This is a genomic window from Streptosporangium sp. NPDC053982, assembly GCF_055585205.1.
Map to the genome: position 1 here is coordinate 191,071 of NZ_JBVJKQ010000019.1, position 21,742 is coordinate 212,812.

The 21,742-nt window shown below is 66.9% G+C and carries 22 protein-coding genes; 7 read left to right on the forward strand and 15 right to left on the reverse strand.

Features of this window, described 5'->3' with window-relative positions; genetic code table 11:
- The first annotated feature begins 65 nt into the window (after positions 1 to 65).
- Entirely contained in the window at positions 66 to 368 is a 303-nt protein-coding gene (locus tag ACZ6W9_RS31685) for a DUF6980 family protein (protein WP_470121007.1), read from the forward strand.
- A gap of 283 nt (positions 369 to 651) precedes the next feature.
- Here the strand turns inward: ACZ6W9_RS31685 and ACZ6W9_RS31690 are convergent, their stop codons facing one another.
- Positions 652 to 945, reverse strand: coding sequence for a hypothetical protein (locus ACZ6W9_RS31690; protein WP_470121009.1), 294 nt, complete (start codon positions 943 to 945; stop codon positions 652 to 654).
- Positions 946 to 1,290: 345 nt separating this feature from the next.
- Here ACZ6W9_RS31690 and ACZ6W9_RS31695 point away from each other — a divergent pair, with 345 nt between their 5' ends.
- Positions 1,291 to 2,583 (forward strand): hypothetical protein, encoded by a 1,293-nt coding sequence (locus tag ACZ6W9_RS31695; protein WP_470121011.1) that lies wholly within the window; start codon positions 1,291 to 1,293, stop codon positions 2,581 to 2,583.
- A 16-nt stretch (positions 2,584 to 2,599) separates the two neighbouring features.
- Here ACZ6W9_RS31695 and ACZ6W9_RS31700 read toward each other — a convergent pair whose 3' ends face one another.
- The 9 genes from ACZ6W9_RS31700 to ACZ6W9_RS31740 all read right to left on the reverse strand — a co-directional run bounded on the left by ACZ6W9_RS31700 (position 2,600) and on the right by ACZ6W9_RS31740 (position 11,252).
- Positions 2,600 to 3,223 (reverse strand): ribonuclease D, encoded by a 624-nt coding sequence (locus tag ACZ6W9_RS31700; protein WP_470121013.1) that lies wholly within the window; start codon positions 3,221 to 3,223, stop codon positions 2,600 to 2,602.
- Between the two features lie 15 nt (positions 3,224 to 3,238).
- Positions 3,239 to 4,039, reverse strand: coding sequence for a hypothetical protein (locus ACZ6W9_RS31705; RefSeq protein WP_470121014.1), 801 nt, complete (start codon positions 4,037 to 4,039; stop codon positions 3,239 to 3,241).
- 304 nt (positions 4,040 to 4,343) lie between these two features.
- On the reverse strand, positions 4,344 to 4,991 hold the full coding sequence (locus ACZ6W9_RS31710) for a hypothetical protein (protein ID WP_470121016.1): 648 nt from the start codon (positions 4,989 to 4,991) through the stop codon (positions 4,344 to 4,346).
- A 452-nt stretch (positions 4,992 to 5,443) separates the two neighbouring features.
- Positions 5,444 to 6,199: a hypothetical protein gene (locus ACZ6W9_RS31715; protein WP_470121017.1), complete on the reverse strand. Its 756-nt coding sequence runs from the start codon at positions 6,197 to 6,199 to the stop codon at positions 5,444 to 5,446.
- A gap of 572 nt (positions 6,200 to 6,771) precedes the next feature.
- Positions 6,772 to 8,730, reverse strand: a complete 1,959-nt coding sequence (locus tag ACZ6W9_RS31720; RefSeq protein WP_470121019.1) for a S9 family peptidase — start codon at positions 8,728 to 8,730, stop codon at positions 6,772 to 6,774.
- Between the two features lie 705 nt (positions 8,731 to 9,435).
- Positions 9,436 to 9,699 (reverse strand): helix-turn-helix domain-containing protein, encoded by a 264-nt coding sequence (locus tag ACZ6W9_RS31725; RefSeq protein ID WP_470121021.1) that lies wholly within the window; start codon positions 9,697 to 9,699, stop codon positions 9,436 to 9,438.
- Positions 9,700 to 9,704: 5 nt separating this feature from the next.
- Positions 9,705 to 10,112: a type II toxin-antitoxin system RelE/ParE family toxin gene (locus ACZ6W9_RS31730; RefSeq protein ID WP_470121022.1), complete on the reverse strand. Its 408-nt coding sequence runs from the start codon at positions 10,110 to 10,112 to the stop codon at positions 9,705 to 9,707.
- An 87-nt stretch (positions 10,113 to 10,199) separates the two neighbouring features.
- Positions 10,200 to 10,499, reverse strand: coding sequence for a hypothetical protein (locus tag ACZ6W9_RS31735; RefSeq protein WP_470121024.1), 300 nt, complete (start codon positions 10,497 to 10,499; stop codon positions 10,200 to 10,202).
- Positions 10,500 to 10,748: 249 nt separating this feature from the next.
- Complete coding sequence (locus ACZ6W9_RS31740; protein ID WP_470121026.1) at positions 10,749 to 11,252, reverse strand: hypothetical protein; 504 nt, start codon at positions 11,250 to 11,252, stop codon at positions 10,749 to 10,751.
- 287 nt (positions 11,253 to 11,539) lie between these two features.
- Between ACZ6W9_RS31740 and ACZ6W9_RS31745 the strand changes: the two genes are divergently transcribed.
- The 3 genes from ACZ6W9_RS31745 to ACZ6W9_RS31755 are packed head-to-tail and all read left to right on the forward strand — an operon-like array spanning position 11,540 to position 14,712.
- On the forward strand, positions 11,540 to 12,628 hold the full coding sequence (locus ACZ6W9_RS31745) for a sensor histidine kinase (RefSeq protein WP_470121028.1): 1,089 nt from the start codon (positions 11,540 to 11,542) through the stop codon (positions 12,626 to 12,628).
- A 5-nt stretch (positions 12,629 to 12,633) separates the two neighbouring features.
- Positions 12,634 to 13,320 (forward strand): response regulator, encoded by a 687-nt coding sequence (locus tag ACZ6W9_RS31750; protein ID WP_470121029.1) that lies wholly within the window; start codon positions 12,634 to 12,636, stop codon positions 13,318 to 13,320.
- A 36-nt stretch (positions 13,321 to 13,356) separates the two neighbouring features.
- Entirely contained in the window at positions 13,357 to 14,712 is a 1,356-nt protein-coding gene (locus ACZ6W9_RS31755; protein WP_470121031.1) for a hypothetical protein, read from the forward strand.
- A gap of 146 nt (positions 14,713 to 14,858) precedes the next feature.
- Here the strand turns inward: ACZ6W9_RS31755 and ACZ6W9_RS31760 are convergent, their stop codons facing one another.
- The 3 genes from ACZ6W9_RS31760 to ACZ6W9_RS31770 form a co-directional block, all read right to left on the reverse strand.
- On the reverse strand, positions 14,859 to 15,152 hold the full coding sequence (locus tag ACZ6W9_RS31760; protein WP_389962189.1) for a hypothetical protein: 294 nt from the start codon (positions 15,150 to 15,152) through the stop codon (positions 14,859 to 14,861).
- 289 nt (positions 15,153 to 15,441) lie between these two features.
- Positions 15,442 to 15,543 carry a VapC50 family PIN domain-containing toxin gene (locus ACZ6W9_RS31765; protein ID WP_470121032.1) on the reverse strand — a complete coding sequence of 34 codons (102 nt, stop codon included), beginning with the start codon at positions 15,541 to 15,543 and terminating at the stop codon, positions 15,442 to 15,444.
- Positions 15,544 to 15,605: 62 nt separating this feature from the next.
- Complete coding sequence (locus ACZ6W9_RS31770; RefSeq protein ID WP_470121034.1) at positions 15,606 to 16,208, reverse strand: TetR/AcrR family transcriptional regulator; 603 nt, start codon at positions 16,206 to 16,208, stop codon at positions 15,606 to 15,608.
- Between the two features lie 75 nt (positions 16,209 to 16,283).
- On the opposite strand from ACZ6W9_RS31770, the gene ACZ6W9_RS31775 reads away from it, so the two are divergent.
- Positions 16,284 to 17,114, forward strand: a complete 831-nt coding sequence (locus ACZ6W9_RS31775; protein ID WP_470121036.1) for a class I SAM-dependent methyltransferase — start codon at positions 16,284 to 16,286, stop codon at positions 17,112 to 17,114.
- A gap of 182 nt (positions 17,115 to 17,296) precedes the next feature.
- Here ACZ6W9_RS31775 and ACZ6W9_RS31780 read toward each other — a convergent pair whose 3' ends face one another.
- Together ACZ6W9_RS31780 and ACZ6W9_RS31785 are read right to left on the reverse strand one after the other, a co-directional pair.
- On the reverse strand, positions 17,297 to 18,682 hold the full coding sequence (locus tag ACZ6W9_RS31780; protein ID WP_389962198.1) for an alkaline phosphatase PhoX: 1,386 nt from the start codon (positions 18,680 to 18,682) through the stop codon (positions 17,297 to 17,299).
- Between the two features lie 430 nt (positions 18,683 to 19,112).
- Positions 19,113 to 20,189 carry a hypothetical protein gene (locus tag ACZ6W9_RS31785; RefSeq protein ID WP_389962201.1) on the reverse strand — a complete coding sequence of 359 codons (1,077 nt, stop codon included), beginning with the start codon at positions 20,187 to 20,189 and terminating at the stop codon, positions 19,113 to 19,115.
- Between the two features lie 711 nt (positions 20,190 to 20,900).
- Between ACZ6W9_RS31785 and ACZ6W9_RS31790 the strand changes: the two genes are divergently transcribed.
- A partial coding sequence (locus ACZ6W9_RS31790) for a non-reducing end alpha-L-arabinofuranosidase family hydrolase (RefSeq protein WP_470121038.1) occupies positions 20,901 to 21,742 on the forward strand: 842 nt, incomplete at its 3' end.

The window sequence follows — 21,742 nt, forward strand, 5'->3', positions numbered from 1 at the left end:
CGGTCGGCCACCTCAGAGTTCGATCGGGTAGCTTGCCGATCTCCGTTCACGAGATCCTTACTCGTATGAGCGAGCACTGCTGTGAGGCGATGACTCGTCGGGTGACGTGGCGCTGCGAAGACCACGAGGATCCGTTCGAATGCCCGGACGCCCTCGTGAGGTTCAACGCTGACTTCCAGGAGTACGGTCTGATCATCCATGACGGCGGGACCTCGGTCATCGGCATCGCCTTCTGTCCGTGGTGCGGGAGCCGCCTGCCCGATTCCCAGCGTGATCGATGGTTCGAGGAGTTGGAGCAGCGTGGAATCGACCCGTGGAGGGACGAGATCCCCTCCGAGTACGAGGACGGGCGTTGGCTTCACATGTGACCCGGCCAGGGATGCCCTCAACTCCGGATATCTCGATCATCCCGCAGGTACCAACGTTTCAGTGGTCCCAACCGCTTCATCTTCATCGCCGTCATCGCGTGCGACGATCGGCTGTGGAGCGGCCCCGGCAGGCAGGAGAGACGGGGGAAAGACGCGCGGACAGGGGGTGGGCCGCGCGACCGTGCTCTACTGTCCGCCGGGGAGCTAGGGGACACGGCGAGGAAGGGGTAACGCCCTTCCGGCCCCCTCCAGCCGGCGGACTCGCCGCCTCGCCGTGCCCGTCTCAGCGACCGACGTAGTCGGCCAGGACCTGTGCGGCGCCCTGAAGGTCGCTCACCGGGTGACGCTTCTCCGCGGACCGCCAGGAGTAGTAGGCCCCGCCGTACCCGACGAACACCCACACCGGAAGACCGGCACCGCCGGGACGGTGGACCATCAAGGCGCTGTCGTCGTCACGCAGCTCGGCATGGATGCCGTGCTTCAGCAGCTCATCGCGCAACCGGGTGAGCGCGAACGCCTCACGCTGCTGACGCTGGTGCTCAGTGAAGGCCGCGGCGGCCTGCATGATCGGATTCATCTGGCGTTCCCTTCGACCCGGCCGCTTGCGAGGCAGTCGAGACATTCCTGTTCTCCGTACGTCTCGTGGTCATCGCTGCTCTCGCCGAGGAGAAGTGCACGGCGCGAGCTGCGCAGTTTGGTTCCACGTCCCCGGCACACAGGGAACGGGCGTGTCGCGCTGTTCTCGTCTGGCCTGGTCACCGTCGCCATCTCCTCGATTTGATCCGCGCTCCCTGCGGCGGAAGGCGGGTTGACGTACCGTGATTGCTTGACGGCAAGTCCACAGGCGAATCGCGATCACTAGGACCCCGAAAGACCCCCCTTCTTCCCCCTCTTGAGCCCCCAGCCAGGAGGAAGACCCGAGATGCCCGACAACATCCCGAACATCCAACTCCGGGCCTGGCGCAACGAGCACCGACTCACCCGCGCCGACATGGCCGACCGGATCAACGCCACCCCGACCGGCATCGCCGAGCGCCTGGCATGCGACGAGGAACGGATCAGACGATGGGAGGCCGGCGAGGTCTCCTGGCCGCACACCTCCTACCGGCGCGCCCTCATCCAATTGACCGGCCTGCAACCCGAGGCCCTGGGGTTCCGCCAGAACCGGCGCGGCCAAAGCCGCCTGAGCGAGGCGACGACCATCATGCCGATAGACGCGCTCCGCGCCGAGGCCGACCTGTACGGGACCATGGAACTCGCCCAGCAGCTCCAGGCATCCGACGTCGGAACCGGCACGCTCGAAGCGCTCGCCGAGGCTGTCGATCTACTGTGCCGGGCTTACCCGGTCGTTCCCGCCGCCACATTGCGCGACCGGACCCAGAAGCGCCTCGCACAGATCACCCGCTTGCTGTCCGGCCGGATCACCCTCGACCAGCACCGCGAACTCCTGGTCATCACCGGATGGCTGACCGCGCTCCTGGGGTGTGTGCATTACGACCTGGGCGAGCGAGAGGAGGCCGAAACCGCCCGCCGTACCGCCTATGAGATGGGCCGCCAGGTCGGGCACGGTGAGCTCATGGGATGGGCCTACGAAATGTCCGCGTGGTTCGCCCTTGTAGAAGGCCGCTATGAGGACGTGGTCATCGCCGCCCGCATGGGCCAGGCCGCCGCCGGCCAGTCCAGCGCCATGGTGCAACTCATCTTGCAGGAGGCCCGTGGCCTGGCCCGCATCGGCGACCGGCGTGAAGCCGATAAGGCCCTCACCCGAGGCGCCGACATCCTCGCCAAGCTCCCATTGCCGAGCAACCCCGACCATCACTTTGTGTTCGACCACGCCAAGTGGGTCTTCTACGCCGCCACCGCGTACACCTGGCTGGAGGACAACGACCGGGCCGAGGAACACGCGCTGGAGACGATCCAGATGCACACCCGCCCGGACGGCACGTCGAATGCACCTATGCGCGTCGCCGACGCACACATAGATCTCGGCATTGTCCAGGCCCGACGTGGTGACCTCGACGCCGCCGTCGAACAGGGCATGGCTGCCTTCGACATCGAGCGCAAATCCCTCACCGACCTCGTCAACCGGGCTGGAGATCTAGACCGTGTCCTACGCCAGAGATACCGCCGTGAAGCTCTCGCCAAAGATTTCCATGAGCGCTACATAGGCGCTCGTCATGCTCTTGCCATGCGCAAACCAGAAGCACTTGATTAAGGGAAACTAAATTTCTCTAATAAGAGAATATGTCGGAAATTCCATTCACCTCCAAAGCGGCTTGAGTTGGGAGGAATCTCATGCAGCTATCATAGATTTCCATCAACCTAGCCTCCAGCATGCGGGTTTTTAAAGTTTCCCACAAATTGATGAGGTGACTTACATCTGCTGCCGCATAGCGCAATTGAGCATCGCTCAGATTCGTCGCGGTCCAGTCACTTACCTGCTCTGTTTTATCTAAATCTATACTTAGATATCTCCACAATAGACTCTTTAAACTATGCTTTCCTCTTGGAATTCCTGGACACAGTAGCCGCGAAGCAACTTTAGTGCACACTATAGACTGCGCGCGCACATTCCAGTGATATTTCAAGAATCTAAGATCGAACGGCGCATGGTGAAATATTTTTGTCACATTAGGATCCTCCAGCAGAGAAATTAGACGCTGTGGAGGATTATTTTCATTAACAATTACAACGATAGCCCCTGTTGACGGCGAGTAGAGTTGACAGGTGCCGATCTTTTCCGCCCTCCAGTCAAGTCCACTAGTTTCTATGTCACAAGCAACCAGACCGGAGAGTCGCAGCTTTTTAGCAATACTTTCCGAGATATCGCCATTAGCGGATAGTATGTCTGCCATCACGTACGCGCCTCCTTATGTGGCGAGGGTACTTTGGTCGTGTATTCCCTTGAATTCGTCAAGCACAAACTGATATAGCGATCCTCCAGCTCGACAAACAAACGTAGGGACCTGAGCCCGCTTGCGTGCATGAGAATACAGAATAAATATCGCCGTCTTGTCGAATCTGTAGCAACTAAAGACCGCATCTCCTTTGCGGTAGTAAATTTCTACAGCGGCACCTCCATCAACTTTTAGAGCTCCAAAGTCCCGCTTCGCCTCCTTGATTGCACTAACCAGGTCCGAGGGGCTCATAGAAAATCGATCAGCTAGATGCTTGATCGCTTCTGCATCCTCTGGATCTGGCAAATAAACCCGGATACGGGCGTCCGGTCGAGAAGCAACGGCCTTAAGCCGGGGCAGCTGAGCGTTTCTCCACGTCCTGCCATACGCAACAAATATGTCTAGCTTCCGCACGCCCTGAAATAGATTCTCCCAATCGGGATCTTCAACATAATTAGTGCCAACATGAGTAAGTCCTGAAGCTTCTACCTCGGCTGCCGTTCGCGCCGTCTCTAGAATCTCACGACTAAATGATCTGCGTCCCCACAGATCCCAAATCACAGCGAGCGCCACCGAAACAATGAATGCCGAGCCGAGATTGTTCAGAAGTGCTTTAATTCCATCAGGAAATACATTGAGGCCGCTTATGTAGAGCATGATCAGCCCGACGGCGGCCACGCTGGCCGCTACTAAGATGGTGCGAGCTGTCGTTAGCTCCTTGTATGGCCTGTCCTCTCGCGCGCGTGATCCTTTAATGACGGCCTCCGTCTCCATAGCTAGGACGTTACGTGGGAGCACCGACATTTTCGCTCTTGAGACTCTCTGGTCAGGCGTTTTGCCACCTACGTTGCCGAATTGTGCTCATAGATATCAAGGCGGCGGCACGGCGCGCCGCCGCACGGCCCGCCGCCCGGACGCCGCCCGAGCGTGCGGCGTGGGCGCCGGTCTCGGCCGGCGGCGGGACCGCGGGCCGCCCGCCGCACCGCACACTCGCCGTACCCACCCCTTCGCCGCCGTCTTGGGGCCGCACCGCCGCCGCCCCAAGGCGGATTACGTTCGCTTATCACCACGGTGAATCTCAGCCATGCAGGCCCCAGTGGTCCAGGCCCGTATAGATGAACGCGGTCCGGCACACGGGAGCAGACATGCACTCTGCCTCTCCTCTGTAGACGGCCACCAGTGAATCCGGTCCCCTCCACCAGGTGTCCGCCAGCCCTGCGACCTCCCGCACCGGCTCATGACCTTCGAGTCGGATCGCTTCGACCTCGTCAGCCGTAACCTTCACGATCTTCTTGGCGTACGTGGCCGCGTGATAGGCCAGGGCCACCGATTCCACCCAGCCCTCGACCGTCGCGTGTAGCGGCACCCAACGATCGCCCTGGACACCGAACTCACCACCAGGGCCGATCATGAAGGAATAGGGAACCGCCGTCCGCGGTGCACCGGCCTCGAACCACCAACCCTCAGCCGGTGAACCTTCTGGGATATCCGGGCACAGGGTCCAAGGACCACCGTCGTAATGCGGAGCCGGAGGAAGCACAAGCCCACCCCAGCGAGCCGCATACTCCGCGACCCGATCGATCTCCGGTTTCGGGATGCCCGACGAGAGCCAGCCGTCCCGGTACTGATCAACCTTTAGGGAGTCCACCCGCAGGCCATGAGCCTGGATGAAGTCGCGTGCCCTACGAGTGAGCCCCGGAGGGACATCAGCGAGGTAGAGATCCACTCGGCGACATTACAACGCCTCCGGCGGGGGCGCTCCGGCTCCGGGATGACCACCGAAGGCTTGCTCATCATCCCCGGCCCGTCAGTGGCTGAGGTAGGGGGCCTGCTCATCCCGTCTGCCATCGACCCGGGACAAGCCGAGCGGGGCAGGGCCTGAGGGTCAAGGTCGTTCGTCCAGTGGGGCGCTCCACCTTGACCCTCAGGCCCTGCCCCGCTTCCCCTACGGGCGGGCCGACGGCAGACGGGATGATCAGGCGGACGGGGTGTGCGCGCCGCGCAGGCAAGACCAAGGCGCGAGTCATGCACTTCCCAAGCTGACAGCGCGGGTTCGATTCCCGTCACCCGCTCCAAGCTCGAAGGCCCAGGTCAAGGACAGATTTCCCTACCCTAGCTTTGATCGTTTCTACGGGCTTCCTTCACTCCGGGCCACCCACCGCGCAAGACAATCCGGACTCATCCTGGAGAGGGGGACCACGGTGGCAGCGAGGCGTGACTTGGCAGGGAGACATCCGGGGTCGGCGAGGGCAGTGAAATATCCGGCGGTGGCATAGCCGGGGACTGGTTTACCCCGTACGGCACCGGCAGCCCACTCGACGCGTCCAGCACGATCCGGTCGCCGAGTGGCTTGGCCAGTGTGACCTCGGTGGCCCCGACCAATCCCACAGCAGTGCAGACACCGTCGGACGTCTCAATATCGAGATCGACCATCACCAGGTCGTCCGCCTCGAAGCTTCGCACGCCGTGCAGCTCGTCACAGCTGCCAGACATGTATTCGAGCCGGACGGCCGTCCCTTCCCCCGGCTGGTAGCCGTTGACCTCGGCCGCTCCGAGAGCGGGGGGAGGGCTGGAGCGTGCCGTCGGAGCAATCGCAACCCGGCTGAACGTGCCTGGTACGTCCCGCACGCTGAACTGCCACGCCGGGACGATGGCCGGACCCCGGCTGGTCTGGATCTGGACCTCGCCCAGGCGCGCCCCAATGACCGTGAGCAGCCCGCACTCGCCTGGAGCGCACTTCTGGTGCAGGTTAGGCACACTCATCTGCTCGTACGCCGCCGAAGCCCGCAGCAGCGGCAATGTCATTGCCGTCCCGTCAAGCCACCGGATCTCACCGTGGGAGGGAGCGCTGCCTGGCAGATCCGCGTGAAGTTCCCATTTCCCGGCGACGAAGGCCAACTTGCTGCGATCGGTGAACCGGACATCCTTACCCAAGACCGTGAGTGTCTCCTGGGGGACGAACCCGCGCACCCACTCCTCGGACAGCCCTGTAGTCCGCCACCGCTCCGCGACCACGGCCGCGTGCTCGTCAGCGTCCGGCGAACTTGGGGGCGACCAAGGCGGTCCCCTGGCCGCATCCGGCCAGCACAATCGCGCCGGCCACCAGTACGAGCTGAGAAGCCCTCACGCCTTCTACGACGCACCTCGCCTCCAACTGGTTCACCGTTGCCGTACAGAAGCGAGGGAGGGGGCGACCACGGTCACCCACGACCGGCCCCCACGCCTTGGGTAGGTGTGTACTGACGCCGTGCCCGTTGCGTGCCCGTCAGGAGGGGCGCCGAAAGGGAATCACGGGGACTCACGGGCAAGGCGAAATCGTCTCTAACCTGGAGTACAGCAGCTCATGAGGCTCCACGCCGCAGTCTTGCAAACTGTAGGTCAGGGGGTCGATTCTCCTCCTACGGGTGGTTACTGCATTTCGCCGGCCACGCCCCTCGACCTTGCCCAGGCACCACCAAGGTCCCCCGGAGGCGGCGAACCCACTCTGCGGGAACAGGGCGGCCGGGTCAGATCCGGTTCTGATCCGATGCCGGGTCACCGAGCCATCGGTCGAACCACGCGCGGGTACGCCGGAGCACGTCGATCTGGTGGTTGCGTTCCCTGAAGGAGTGTCCCTCTCGCGGGTAGACGACGAACTCGTGCTCGACGCCGAAGTGACGCAGCGCGCGGTGGAAGAACGTCGCCTGGCTGAGCGGCACGTTCGTGTCGTTCTCGCCGTGCCGGATCAGCACCGGGGTGCGGATCTTCGAGGCGAACGAGATCGGACTGAGCCGGTCGTGCGGGTGCGGGCCGGACCCCTCCCAGCCGGCACTGCCGCCGAGCCCCGCATCCAAGGTTGCCTGTTCGCCGGTCGCGACGAGCATTCCCCAGTCGCTGATGCCGGAGCCCATCAGCGCGGCCTTGAACCGGTCGGTCTGCCCGATCGCCCAGGCGGCCATGAATCCGCCGTGGCTCCCTCCGCCGATTCCGAGCCGGTCCGGATCCGCGACTCCGTCGGCGATCAGCAGGTCGATCCCGCTGACGATGTCGGTCCATTCCTCCAGACCGACCCGGCCCGCGACCACCGCCGCGAACTCATGGCCGTGTCCCCAACCGCCTCGCGGGTTGGGCAGGAAGACCGCGTATCCCGCGGTCGCGAGCCACTGCCCCGAGGGGAACCAGGCGAGATTGAACTCGTCGGTGTACCGGTCGTCGGGACCGCCGTGCACCAGGGTGACGAGCGGGAACGGGCCGTCCTGCCGGCTCCTGCCCGCCGGCAGGATCAGGAGCCCGTCGAGGTCGAGGCCGTCGGACGCCTTGTAGGAGAGCCGTTCCTGGGTTCCCCACCTGATCTGGCGCAGTTCCGGTCTGGTGTCGCTGAGCCGGATGAGCCGACCGCCGGGAGGTCCGGCGTGAACGTTCATGGGCTCGTAGGCCGTGCTCGCCCGAGCGGCGACCACCTCACCCGAGCGGCTCACCGTGAGCGAATCGACACGGCCGTCTCGCGTGGACATCCGCACGAAGCGCTGCGCCTCAGGGTCGAGCCGGTAGATCGCGGTGTCGAGCCCGTCGGCGAACAGCGCCAGCGGCGGGCCGTCCGCGACCTGCGCGAGGTCGGTCGGGCAGACGGTCATGCCCGCGGTCAGGTTGCGCTGCTCGCCCGCGGTATCGGCCGCGGGTACGGTGACGTCGAGAACGGCCAGGCCTCCGACCGGGCTGGGCGGGGTCACCGCCAGGTAGGCCACATGCCAGACGTCGTGGAGGCTCCACCAGGTCGGCGAGCACGCCTGCCACTCGATCCGGCCGAGATCGTGGACCGCACCGGTGACAGGATCGACCACGTGCAACCCGGCGGTGGAAGCGCTGGAATCGAGCTCAGGGCAGGCCCAGCTGATGACCGCCAACGGGCCGCCGTCCGGCCGCTGGACCACCTCGACGACGTGCCTGTCGCCGAGTCGCTCCACCACCCGGAGCTCTCCAGTGCCGAGATCGAGCAGCCGCAACCGGCCGTAGGGCACCCGCTCTCCCCACACCTTCGCGTCGTCGCGCTCGGCCTTCCTGCGCTCGTCCTCCTCGGTCGGCTCGTCCGCGGCGACCACGGCCACCACATGGGGATCGGCGAGCGGGAGATGATCGGAGATCCCGCCCTTCCAAGCGGTCAGGGCCTCGGCCTCCCCGCCGTCGAGCGATATCCGGTGCAACTGGGGGACGCCCCGCTTCATCCGGTCCGAGACGAAGAAGAGCGACGCCGAATCCGGCGCCCACCGCGGGACGGAGTCCTTCGCCGTCCCCGCGGTCAGCTTCCTGGGGGGTGAGCTCCCGTCGGCGGCGGCGACCCAGAGGGCGCCGGTCGGATGCTCCTCCCGCATTCCGATCGGGGTGACCGCATAGGCGACCCAGCGGCCGTCCGGGGAGACCACCGGATACAGGGGAACGGCGCTGTCCACGATCAGCTCAGCAGTCAACTCCGGTGCGCTTTCACTCATGCAGCGTGCCCTTCCATTCCTGCCATAGCGGGGTATGGATCATGTCAGTTCTCATGTGAACTAGCGAGAAATGAATTCTCGTGCCACGGTCGTGCCAGACAAGGCAGTCAATGAGGGGTACTTACGGGGACTCGCGGATAGTGTCGTATGCCTCCTGGCCTGCACATCCGCAAGTCAAGCGACGATGGCCCGAAGCCTTCCAAACTGGTGGTCATGCATGGAGCAGGATGTGCTGATCAAGTACGTCGCAGCAGACATCGAAGCCACTGTGCCGGGGGCATTCGACCTCTCTGGACTGCGGGCAGTAGTAGATGTCCGAGCAGCCGCAAGCAGAGAACTCGGGTAGGGGATCGGGAAAGCTGTTCATGATCGTATACATGTGCCGAGGATCCCATGTTGCGAGGTAGAGCCAGGGTGACCGCCGGGCCATTAGCGGGCCATTAACCAGGGTGACGAGGGGTCAACCACGGTCACTCACGACCGGCTCGAAGCCCAGGCCGGCAGCCCTACCAGTCGTACTCGATGTACTTCCCAAGCTGACAGCGCGGGTTCGATTCCCGTCACCCGCTCCACCCTCAAAGGCCCAGGTGAGGACAGACTCCCGCCCTGGGCCTTGATTGTTTCAGAGATGGTTCCAGCACCTTTGAGGTCGAATGCCGATCCGGTGAGATCAGCTCGCCTCCCGCAGCGGCTGGAACCGGACGCTCAGCCGCATCTCCAGAGCCTCCGCCAGCCGCTCCAGCATCGGGATGGTGGGCATCGTCCCCCCGCTTCGAACCGCGCCACCGCCGGCTGCTTCAGCCCTGTGCGTTCGGCCAGCTCCGCCTGGGTCAGCCCGAGCTGCTCACGCCGCAGCCGCACCGCCTCACCCAGCTCGAAGCGGATCCTGGCCGCCTCGTATGCCGCTCCTGCACCGGGGCGGCTCATGATCTCGGCCTTCTTGTCCGCCCACGCTCTGCGTTCCCCCATGCCGCTCACTCCTCATCTGCGGTGTGGGCCTCAGCGATACACCGCCGCATGGCCCGCCACGCACGCTCGATCTCGACGGACTCCCGCATCCGCTGCTTGCGGAACACCGTCAGCATGACGATCCGCCTTCCCGGAGCGATCCAGTACGTGATCCGTACCGCCTCCCGGTGCAGGTGGAACCGCAGCTCTCGTAGCTTGCCGCGGAGTTGCCGGGTGTATGGCTCGTCGAGCAGGACACCACGCTCGGCCAGCAGATCGACGTAGAACACCGCCGTCTCCTGATCCTCCTGATCAAGCGCGTCGAACCACTCATCGACCGCCGTTCCCTCACCGACCTCGTCAACCGCGCTGGGGACCTGGAGCGCATCATCCGGCAGCGCCACCGCCGCGAAGCTCTCACCAAGGAATTCCACGAGCGATATGTCACCGTCCGCAGAGTCCTTACGGCACACCGCCCTGAACTACTCGAATGGCGATATCGCAAGGTCTTACGACACCCGTTAGGAAGACTTCGACGAAAGCACCAGGAACGGCCCTGCGACGGCACATCCGATCGCAGGGATCATCAGTGCGAATGTCAGATCAGGCGACCAATCCATCACCCACTGGCCCAGCAGCACGAGAAAGACGAAGATCCCCACGAGCAGCACTCCCCACCCATAGAGGCGAGGCTTGTAAAAATCACGTTTTCGGATTGGAATCAGCGGGGGAAGCCGATTGGTCGTCACGGAATAGATGCCCATTACGGCGTTCAGACACCCTGCCGAAAACACAACGCCCTGAATCACTGAGAGGATCATTCAGGTCAGCTCCTCCGTCATATGGGGCAGACTCTCCCCGTAGGTACAGCTTGCCGAATCGTTCTTGTGGGTATCAAATGGCGGCGCCGTACCCGGCCCGCTTCCGTCCACCGGGCGGGCGTGCGGCGTGAGCGCCGGTCCCGGCCGGCGGCGCCCAGGGCCGTCCACCGCCCCGCACACCCGCCGTACCCAACGCAGACACCGACCCCCGCGGCGCACCGCCACATCAGGGCGAGACTTTCCTGGCTCCTACCCGACCGCCTCGCCCTGCGAGGAGTGACGCGCAACCAGTTCGCCGATCGGCCCCGTATGCCAATCAGAGGCGTATACGCCTACCTGAATCCGTCGATCGGCACCGATCGTGTGCACCTTCGGGGGAACCGCCTTCCGCTTACGGCCCTTCACATCCACCGGCTCCACGGCGCCGACGCTGAAGGTCATCACGTCGACCGAATACAGACCTCCGATGCGTTCGGACTGCACACCAACGAAGTCCGCCCAGTTCACCGCGACCCTGAAGGTATCTCTCTGAGAGATCATTCCCTCTTCGGTGACCGTCAGGCTCCGGCGCCGCACCTTCATCACGATGAAGAGCAGATACAGCACACTCACGGACAGGGCGACCCCTGCCGTCAGATTCGCGGGCAGGCCGAGGGCGATGGCCAGGGCCCAATAGACGACGGCGAGCACGATGGCACCGACTCCACCGGAGAAAAAGGCGAGCGACCAACGTGGACGGTAGATGATCTGCATGTGCAAAACGTACCGGTCCAGCCGCAATCATCACCCCTTCAACCTCATGGCCCCTGCCGGACGCTCCGACTCCGGAATGATCGCCAAGGGCGTGCTCGTCGCGGCCGGTCTGTGAGCAGCTGAGGTAGGAGCCTGATCGTCCTGTCTGCCATGGGTACATGGAAGGCGGCCCATGAGCTCACGTCCCGCTGCGTGGCGTGGCCGGAATGATCACTCTTGAGAGTGAGGGCGGCGGGCGGACGGATCCAGATAATGGGCGGATGTTCACAGCGGGCCGGACTCACAGGGTGGTTGACGGGGCGCTTACGGCGGGCGTGGTCCTGGCCACGGTGATGCCGCTTCTCCTGCCCGCCCCCGCGCCGTGGTGGATCATCGGGCTGGGGTTGCTGGCGTCGGCGCCGGTGGGGTGGCGCAGGCGGGCGCCGATGGCGGTGGCGGTGGTGGTCGGGGCGGCGATGTCGGTGCTGGTGATGTGGGAGAAGCCGTTGCTGCCCTTCGGGCCGCTGCTCGCCGTCTACACGATCGCCGACCTGAGTCCCACGTGGAAGAGGTTGGCGGCCATTCCGGGGATCGTGGTGGCCGTGGGGACCTCGTTGGTGCTGCCGGGGGAGAACGACGAGACCTTCCGGCTGGTGGGGACCGCCTTCGTGGCCGCCTACGCACTGGGCACCAGTGTCAGGGCGAGCCGCTCGCGAGCCACCGAGCTCACCGAGCGGGCGCGGCGGCAGGAGCAGGAGCACATCGCAGCGGCGGCCGAGGAACGCACTCGGATCGCGCGCGACATGCATGACATCATCACCCACTCCGTCGGGCTTATGGTGGTCCAGGCCGAAGCCGGGCCGGTGGTGGCACGCAACGACCCGGACAGGGCCGAAGCGGTTTTCGATGCGATCGCCGACAGGGGAAGAGGTGCGCTGGCCGAACTCCGGGAGGTGCTCACCACGCTGCGGACCCCCGGCGGAGGCAGCGGACCGGTGGGCGGCCATGCCGACGAGCGCCTGAGCGAGTTGCTGTTCCAGCCACGTCTGGCCAACCTCCCCGCGCTGCTCGGCCGCAGCGGTCTGGATGTGGTGAGCACGATCGCCGGTCCCCCGCGCCCGGTCCCCGAGAGCGTCGAGGCCGCCGTCTACCGGATCGTTCAGGAGGCGCTCACCAATGTGCGCAAGCACTCCGGTACGCGTGCCGTACACGTCGCTCTGACCTGGGGGGAGCGCCTGACGGTGGAGATCACCGACGACGGGCGGGGGCCGGGCGAGCGCGGCGGGTACGGGCTGACCGGGATGCGGGAACGGGCGGCGGCATGCGGCGGGACGCTCAGGGCCGGGCCGGGGCGGGCCGGGGGGTTCACGGTGAGAGCCGAATTTCCGCTTGAATAGGCCGCATGTTGCGGGTGCTCATCGCCGACGACCAGGACCTCTTCCGTGCGGCGTTCGGGCTGATCCTGGGGGCGCAGCCGGACATGGAGGTGGTCGGTGAGGCCGCCGACGGTGAGGAGGCGATCGCCGCGGCCAGGCGGCTCCGGCCGGACGTGGTCCTGATGGACGTGCGCATGCCGGGTAAGAACGGCATCGAGGCGACCGGGGAGATCTGTGCCACCACCGCCGCCAAGGTGCTCGTGCTGACCATGTTCGATCTCGACGAGTACGTCTACGACGCGGTCCGGGCGGGAGCGAGCGGTTTCCTGCTGAAGGACATCCGGCGTGACGAGCTGGCTCACGCCGTCCGTACCGTCGCCTCGGGTGAGGCCCTGCTGGCCCCGGCGGCGACCAGGAGGCTGCTCGAGGACCTGGTGCGCAGACCCGCCCACGGCGTCGTCCCCCGGCTGGCGGCAAGGCTGGACGCACTGACCGAACGCGAGCGCGAGACGCTGAGGCTGGTCGCGCACGGTCTGTCGAACGCGGAGATCGCCGCCGCGCTCGTGGTCACCGAGCACACGGTCAAGACACACGTCAGCCGCATGCTCACCAAACTGGACCTGCGGGGCCGGGTCCAGGCCGTGGTGCTCGCCTACGAGTCCGGGCTGGTGGTCGCCGGCAGGAGTGACAACGGAGATCACACCCGCGGATGACGCGCCCGCGGGGTGGGGAAAAGCACGATCGTCGGCATGCAACGCATCCTCCTCACCCTCGCCTCCGCCGTCCTGACGCACTTCGGCACCGGTCTCCATCCCGTCTGGTGGGTCACCTGGCTCGCGCCGCTCCCCGTCCTGTTCCTGGCTCGCCGGGCGGGCAGAGGTACGGCCTTCGCCGCCGGGACGCTGGTCTGGCTCATCAGCCAGGCGCAGATGTGGCCGTACTTCACCGGACCCCTTGAGATGCCACCCGTACTGGCCGCCGCCTTCATCGCCGTCCCCGCGATCTGTTACGGCCTGGGCGTGCTGCTCTTCCGCACGCTGATCGTGCGCGGCAGGCCGCTCCTGGCGGCTTCGGCCGTACCGGCCGTCTGGGTCACCACCGAATACGTCATGAACCTCGCCGCACCGCACGGCGCCTGGTGGAACCTGGCGTACACGCAGGCCGACTGCCTGCCCGTCCTGCAGACCGCCTCGGTCACCGGGGTCTGGGGCATCACCTTCCTCCTGCTGTTCGTGCCCGCCTCCATCGCGGTCCTGCGGCCACGCGCCGCGGTGGTCTCGGGTGTACTGGTCGCGTTCACGCTCACCCACGGTTTCGTGCGGCTCGCGACGCCTGCCGACACCGGAGGACGGAAGGTCGCGCTGATCGCGACGGACGACTCCCAGGATCTCGTCCGCCGGTACGGCGAGGCCGTGGACGCCGCGGTGGCCCGCGGCGCGGAGATCGTGGTGCTGCCCGAGAAGGTCTTCAAGACCGCCGACCTGCCGTTCGCCAGACCAGGCGCGGAGGTGATCGCGGGGATCGCCATGGCGACCAACAGCGCGGTGAGCTACCCCTCCGGCGTGCGCTACGACAAGCACCACATGATCCCCGGAGTGGAGCTCGGGTTCCGGCCCGGCACCGGCCTGGCCTTCCTCGACGGCGACCGGCTCGGCCTCATCATCTGTAAGGACCTGGACTTCCCCGGCCTGGTCAGGGAGTACGGCAAGGCCGGCGTCGCCGCCCTGCTCGCGCCGTCCTGGGACTTCGACGAGGACGCGTGGCTGCACAGCCGCATGGCGGTGGTGCGCGGCGTGGAGAACGGCCTGGCGGTGGCCCGCGCCGCACGCGGGGGACTGCTCACGGTCAGCGACGACCGCGGCCGGATCGTGACCGAGCGCCGCACCGGCATGACGGGCATGACCACGGTCACGGCCACCCTGCCTCAGGAGGGCACGGCCACCCTCTACACCGCCCTGGGGGACTGGGCCGCATGGGTCGCGGCGGGGTTGCTGCTGCTCGCGCTCGGCGCGTCGGCCCGCCTGCCCCGCTCTCCCCGAACTGTTGCCCCTTCGGGGCTGGACGAGGCGGACGATGGAAGAGCGGAATTCAAGCTGATCGGATAGGCGTCTTCCAGCTCGTGCCGATCGGCGGGGAGCAGAGCCTCCACCATTGCCGGTGCCGTACCCGAGGCGTCCTGGACCGTGCCGTAGACGGCCGGCAGCAGGGGTCATGCCGTCGCCCCGATGCGCTCGGCGCAGTATCGGGATGCCTATGAGGCTTCGTCGGTTGCGGCACGCTCCGTCGAGCCGGACGCCACTTGGCCGGCCTCCTTGGTGGCCGCCTTCCGGCGTTTGTGCTCAGTGAGGACCACGCTCAAGCCTCTGATCCAGCCCGCGATCACCGTATAACCGATGACGCTCTGCCAATCGAAGACCGTACTCAGGGGCCAGAGATCGCTGTTACAGAGCCACAGCAGGAGGAGGCTTGCCAGAAAACCTCCGGCGGCGCCTTGCCCGAGACCACGAAGACCCACTCGCCACAAGGGAGCCTGCTCATCTCGCATGCTCGACCTCTTTTGTCTCCCAGGGAACCCCGGCTCCGTAGTGATCACGCTACCCGAGCCAGGGCCGTACGTGACCGGGGAAACCGAAGCATCCTGGACCGGTGCCACCTTCATGTGATCCTTGTGAGAGTCGGGGGCGATCGACGGTCCATGGCTTCCCCGGTCCACCGGGCATCAGGACGACGGAGGCGCAGACGCTTCGCGTTCCTGTCAGGGGAGCGATCAGTGGTGTGCATGCGGGGCGTCGATTGCACTTGATGGCTGTGGCATCCGGTGCTGCGGCTCTCGCTCAGCTACGCAGGGCCGTAACCGCTTCGACGAGCTCCGCGCGCTCCAAAGCGTCGAGAACGTCATAGACGGTCTGTGGCGGCAGCCGCACCGTACTGGTCATGATTCGTCAGGGCGCGACCTGCTTCCCATGGCCCTGCGGTGAGCGGTTCGCCGCTGGGCGGTCTACAGCAGTCGTCGTTGCATGACGTCGGCGATGACCGTGGTCACGACCGTGTCGACGGCTCCGATCTCCGGCGGGGCGTCCTCTCTGCCGGCGAAGAGCAGATGCCCGGCCCCGATCAGTGAGAGCGCGAGCGCGTCGACGTCGGCGTCGGCTGCGATACGGCCCATCTCGCACTCGTCGTTGAGATAGGAAGCGAGCATGGCCGTGGCTTCCGCCAGGACCGGGATGCCATGGGCCGGCCTGGCTCGGCGCAGCCGTACGCGCAGTTCGTCCCGGAAGATGACGAGGCTGACGATCGCCACCGCGACGGGGTCGAACAGGTCTATCAGCGCGCCGGTGAGGTTACCGGCGACGGTGCCGGTTCCGGCGGATTCGCGGAGGGCAGCGGCCTGACCATCGATCCGGGCGATGCGGTCCTGCACGAGTTCGGTGAGGAAGGCGTCGAAGTCGGGGAAGTGCCGGTGCAGGACGCCCTTGGCGACGCCCGCCTCGATGGTGACCGCGCGGCTGGTCAGCGCGTTCGGCCCGTCCTGGAGCAGGACGCGCTCGGCGGCGTCGAACAGCTGCCGGCGCGCGTCGCGGATGTGCACCCCGGTCGGCACCGCACATCCCTCCTTACGCTCCCCGCGAAAGGCTACCCGATTGTCAGGTGGGCACACGCCCACTATGGTGGGCGCATGCCCACTAAACCGCAGGAACAATCACCCCCTTCCGGGAACGAACCTCACAAGGCCCGGCGGATGGCGGAGTCGTTCGGGGTGGACACCGAACGCTACGACCGGGCCCGGCCCCGTTATCCCGACGCCCTGGTGGAGCGGATCATCGCCGTCGCCCCCGGTCCCGACGTCCTCGACGTCGGCTGCGGCACCGGCATCGAGGCCAGACAGTTCCAGGCGGCCGGCTGCACGGTGCTGGGCGTCGATCCGGACGCGCGGATGGCCGAGTTCGCGCGGCGCAGCGGGATCGAGGTCGAGGTGGCGACGTTCGAGGCATGGGATCCGGCCGGCCGATCGTTCGACGCGGTCATCGCGGGCCAGTCCTGGCACTGGGTGGACCCGGTCGCGGGCGCGGTCAAGGCGGCCCGGGTGCTGCGGCCCGGTGGCCTGCTGGCGGTGTTCGCGCACGCCTTCGCCCCTCCCCCCGCCGTCGCGGAGGCCTTCGCCACGGCCTACCGGCGAGTGGTGCCCGACTCGCCGTTCAACGGCCGGCCGCCGAGGCAGGCAGCTGACGTCTACCAGACGATGATGGCCACGTTCTCCGACGGAATCCGGGAGACGGACAGCGGGTTCGGCGACCCGGAGCAGTGGCGGTTCGACTGGGAGCAGCCCTACACCCGCGATGAATGGCTGGACCTGCTGCCCACGACCGGTGGCCTCACCCGGCTTCCGGCGGACAGACTGGCCGAGGTGCTGGCAGCCGTCGGGACCGCCGTCGACGCGATCGGGGGCCGTTTCACGATGGCCTACACCACGCTGGCGGTCGCCGCGGTGAAGACCGGCGCCGTCTGACCCACCGCCCGCACGGGACAGGGCAGGCGTGCCCGGGACGACCTCGCCGGCGACACCGTCCAGAGCGCGTGGCGACGGCTGAGATCACGAGCCTGAGCGCCGTTCCGTCAGCGTGCCGGCGGACAGGGTGACGGGGGACCGGCCGCGGTCACTCACGGCCGGCCGAACATACCGGTGAGTGCTCAGGTGCGCTTCCACGGGCCGGTGATGGCCAGGACGTGGCCGGGCGAGTAGATGTTGGCGAACAGGATCGAGCCGTCGCCGTTGAAGGTGGGGCCGGAGAGCTCGCTCTCGCTGGCCTCGTGGCGGGCCAGCAGGTAGGGGACGCCGTCCCGGGTCACCCCCACCAGATGGTTGTAGCCCTCGCCGTCCTCCGCCAGGATCAGCCCGCCGTGCGGTGACAGCGTGATGTTGTCGGGCCCGTCGTAGCCGGTCGCGGGGTCGGGGTTGACGCCGAAGATGGTCTTGAGGGTGGCCGTGCCGGTGCGGGGGTCGTAGAACCACACCTGGCCGTCGTGCTCGCGGGCGCTGCCGTCGGAGGCGCGGGCGAAGCTGGAGACGAAGTACGCGCCGCCCTCGCCCCAGTAGGCGCCCTCCAGCTTGTGGGCGCGGGTCACCTGGCCGTTGGTCAGCTGACGGCGGATCGAGGTGGTGCGGGCGTCGCGGTCGGGCACGTCCACCCAGCGCACCTGGTAGGTGGTGCCCGGCCGGGTGGCCTCCGACAGGTCGTTGACGTGCCTGCGGCCCTCGTAGCAGCTCATCACCTGCAGCTGCCCCGCGGTGTCGCCCCCCGGGGACAGGGCCAGCGCGCGCAGGGCTCCCTTGCCGCCGCGGAAGCGCTGCGGGGGGAGCCAGCGGTAGTACAGGCCGTTGGGGCTGTCGGCGTCCTCGGTGAGGTAGATGGCGTAGGTGAGCGGGTCCACCGCGACGGCCTCGTGCGCGTAGCGGCCGAGGAACTTCAGCGGAACGGGGTCCAGGTTGGCCTCCTGGTCGAGGGCGTGCACCTCGAAGACGTAGCCGTGGTCCTTCTGAAGCGGCCCGGTCGCCAGGTACTCCGCCTCCTCGCAGCTCAGCCAGGAGTTCCACGGGGTGCGGCCGCCCGCGCAGTTGTTGAGCGTGCCGGCGAGGCTGACGTACTCCCTGACGCGCTCGCCTCCGGCGGTGAGTTCGATGGTGGTGGTGCCGCCGCGCGCGCCGGGGTCGTAGGTGAGGCGGGGCAGCGTGGGCACGGCATAGGGCTCTTCGAAGACGATCTCGTGATTGCACACCAGCGCCCCGCCGTCGCGCCTGGCGAACCAGGCCATGCCGTCGGGGTCGCTCGGAGTGGGCTCGCCGCTGTCCAGCCGCGTCACGCCCGCCTCGGCGACGATCCTGTACGAGAACCCGGAAGGCAGGCTGAACAGCCCGGCCGGATCGGGGACCAGCGGGCCGTACCCCTGGAGGGTGCGGGTGGCGGCCCGGGCGGTGCCGGTCTCCGCGATGGCCTCGATGCTTCCTGCGAGAGCGATTCCCAGACCTCCTGCGGCGCTGCGGCCGAGGAACGAACGACGGGACACCGGTGCTGACATGGGGATCGCCTCCAGTAGCGAGAGGTATTACCGAACGGCGAGTCATCACCGCCGCGCTCGCTACATGTTTCGCACATAAACAATGAATGAATCTAGAATGAACATGGAATAAACCTATTTTCTGGGGGTGGCTGATAGGGGCCCCTACCGAACGGTCGCCGTATGCCGCCGGACAGCGTGACGGGGGCCGCCACGGCTGTCCGCGCCCGGCCGGACACCCAGCTCAACGCCTTATGAGGCGTGATTCACGCGCTTTCCAGGCCGTCGGCGCGGGTTCGGTTCCCGTCACCCGCTCCGGGCACGTGAGACCGGGCCGGAAACATATCCCCTATCCGGGCATCGATCGTCTCCACGGCCCTCACCCGCCCGCCGGATCGACCGCCCATGAGGAGTCGCGAAGCTGCCCGAGGCACCGCTCCGGCCCGTGTGATCAGGTCGCGGCCAGCGGTGCGCCGATCTGGATGTCGAAGTACGCCACCAGGTCGTCTCCCTCGACGGCGCCCCGGCTCGCATCGATGATCACGACCGTTCCGGCCACGATGCCGGTGAAGCCTGTGCCGGATCGCCGGGACCGTTCGATGCGCTCCGTGACGGGACGGCGGACCGCCTCGGTGAGGAAGGTGAGGCCGTGCGGGAACTCCTCGGCGATCGGGTGCCGTTGCCGCCCCGACTCGATCAGGCTGCCGATGCCGAACCGGGCCGTGATGATCTGGTCACCGCGGAGGGTGACATGGAAGTAGCCGTTCGACCGGAGGCGGTTGCAGCTCTGCTGGGGTGGATAGAAGCAGTCGTAACCACCGGCCAGAAGATCATCGACAGCGGAGCTCATCGTGGTCGCGTAGTGCTCGGAGCCGAACGGCCAGCGCCGTACGGAGGCGTCCCGGGCGGTGACGACCAGTCCGCTGTGCCCGTCGTAGCCGTAGTCCGCGTGCGCGTCCCGCCACCGCGTCCGGGAGATGCCGTCACTCGGCCGCGTCATACGGGTCTCGAGGTCGAAGTCGTCGATCTCCTGCCGCACACGGTCACCGGCGCCGGGCCAGACCGCGGTCAGCGCCGGCGCGGCGGCCGCGGCGACCTGGTCGTCCTCGCGGCCGGCGGGGGCGGGCGGGAACCACGCCCAGGCGAGCCGGTCGTCACGGTCGAGCAGGAACTGCGCCACCTGCTGCTGGACCGTGTCCGCCTCGTCGCGGCGGCCGATCCGGCACCACAGGGCACGGCCGTCCGCATTGGCCCGGACCTGCGCACAGAACCAACCGGCCTCCCGCAGTGGCCGGGTGAGAGCCCCTGACGCGCCGCCGGCCGGGACCGGTTCGGCCCGCGAGCTCTCATCCGCCGCGGCGTGCTCGTAGACCCCGGCGGGCGGCAGCGCCGGCGGCCCCTCCGATCGGGTGCAGCCCGTCAGCGTGAGCGGACCGAGGCACATGAGCATGAGGACGGCGGCGAGCATCCGGCGGAGCGGCCGGTGCCGGAATACGGGCGCGGAGGACGGGCGGGACACGGGGTTCATCGAAGCCGTCACCTCCCGAGTCGGCAACTCCGGCCACCAGGCGCGGCCGGCACGTCCTGGTCGTCACCGGGCCCGCCCGCCCGATCGGGACCGTGCCCCGAGACGGTATCTCCCGTTTGGTGTGCGGCATCGTTCGCAGGCCCGGCCGCCCGATCGGGACCGTGCCCCGGGAGGTGAAACTTTCAGGGTGGCCCGCCCGGAGCGTTGCGACCACTCCCAGGAAAGGGACGGTGAACCCCACGTGGAGAGGCGAGGAGCCCGGGGCGGGACTTGACGCGGCCCGGCGGTGTCGGGTTTGCTCCGCCTCACCACCACCCAGAGAACACCACCGAGAGAAGAGAGTCAGTCGGCGAGATAATGTTAACGCTAACATCAATGGTCGTCCTCAAACACCGGGTCGAGGTCGTCATTCGCGGCCGGGTACGGCGACGCCACGGGCGGGATTCCGTACCGCCACTTCCGCCGAACATTCACGGGAATATCGGCCGGAATGCGGCTCTCTGCATTCGGAACGCTCGCGACGGCCTTTCCGGTCGACCGCGGCTGAGCATTCCGGGAAACACCGGTGCTGGTGACAGGGGCACGGGGATCTCCTCCCGCCGCGCCCATGGCGGTTCACCCGGGCGCGACTGAGACCGGCTCGTGAGGGCGCCGGGATTTTCATATGAGCGTTGACGGCTTCTCATCGCGGAAAACACCCCAGGAGTGCGCATGAAAATCCCTCGTTTCCGGCTCTGGCTCGCCGCCGGGGTCACCACCGTGGTCGGCGTGGCCGGTACGGTCGGCGCGGTGAACGCACCGGCGGCCAACGCCGCAGCCGGATGCCGCGTGGACTACACGGTGACCAACCAGTGGCCGGGCGGCTTCGGCGCGAGCGTGAACATCACCAACCTCGGTGACCCGATCAACGGCTGGAAGCTGACTTGGTCGTTCTCCGCCGGGCAGACCATCACCCAGCTGTGGAGCGGCTCCCACACCCAGTCCGGCTCCCAGGTCACCGTGTCCAACGTGGACTACAACGGCAGCCTCCCCACCGGGGGCAGCACGAACTTCGGGTTCAACGGCGCCTCCACCGGCAGCAACCCGGCGCCGACGAGCTTCGCCCTCAACGGCGTGACCTGCACCGGCGGCGTGACCTCTTCGCCCAGTCCTTCCACCAGCCCCTCCACCGGCCCGTCACCGACGGTCACGCCGACGTCCACTCCGACGTCGCCCGGTACGTGCAACCTCCCCACGAGCTACCGCTGGACCTCGACGGGCCCGCTGGCGAACCCGAAGTCGGGCTGGGTGTCGCTCAAGGACTTCACCAACGTCGTCTACAACGGCAAGCACCTGGTCTACGCCACCACCCACGACACCGGCAGCAGCTGGGGCTCGATGAACTTCGCCCCGTTCACCAACTGGTCGGACATGGCCTCGGCCACCCAGACCAAGATGAACTTCTCCACCGTCGCCCCGACCCTGTTCTACTTCGCGCCCAAGAACATCTGGGTCCTGGCCTACCAGTGGGGCGGCACCGCCTTCTCCTACCGCACCTCCACCGACCCGGCCAA